The organism is Bradyrhizobium sp. PRIMUS42, from assembly GCF_023006515.1.
Taxonomy (GTDB): domain Bacteria; phylum Pseudomonadota; class Alphaproteobacteria; order Rhizobiales; family Xanthobacteraceae; genus Bradyrhizobium.
Map to the genome: position 1 here is coordinate 1 of NZ_JALBGZ010001529.1, position 532 is coordinate 532.

General features: G+C 63.9%; 1 protein-coding gene and 1 pseudogene. Both read right to left on the bottom strand.

The features are described from left to right. A partial coding sequence (locus MOV75_RS41460; RefSeq protein ID WP_247008673.1) for an alcohol dehydrogenase catalytic domain-containing protein occupies nt 1-250 on the bottom strand: 250 nt, incomplete at its 3' end. Nucleotides 251-423: 173 nt separating this feature from the next. Further along, a pseudogene (locus tag MOV75_RS41465) lies at nt 424-532 on the bottom strand (elongation factor Ts); the annotation flags it as partial.

The window sequence follows — 532 nt, forward strand, 5'->3', positions numbered from 1 at the left end:
ACACCCAGTCGCCGACGGCCAGCTTGGTCGCGTCCGGCCCGATCGCGCGCACCCGGCCGATGCCGCCAGGGCCCGGGATGATCGGCAGGTCGAGTGCGTAATTGCGCTCGCCGCTAAGAACCTCGTTCATGTAGGACAGCACGCGTGTGGCGACGATATCGACGATGACCTCGCCGGTGCCGAGCACCGGGTCTGGGGCATTCGCGATCACCAGGGACGAGCCGAACGATTTGAGTAGGGCAGCTTTCATAGTTCACCTCAAGGTCGGGTGAAGCCGATATGCGCCGCCTTGGAAGGGACAAGAAGGCCTGGTATTATCCTAGTATTCCAGAAACCCTCCATCGCGGGAGCGACAGCAATGGCCGACCCACGCCGTGTCGAATTCGGCGATTTCCTCAGGTCGCGCCGCGAAAAGCTGTCATGGAACTGGCCGTTGCGCGCCACGAAGTCGGTCTCGGAGTTGACCTCGACCACGACGCCCTTGGTGCCCTTGGTGAGCGCGCCGATCAGACCCTCGGCCGCAACGCGGCCC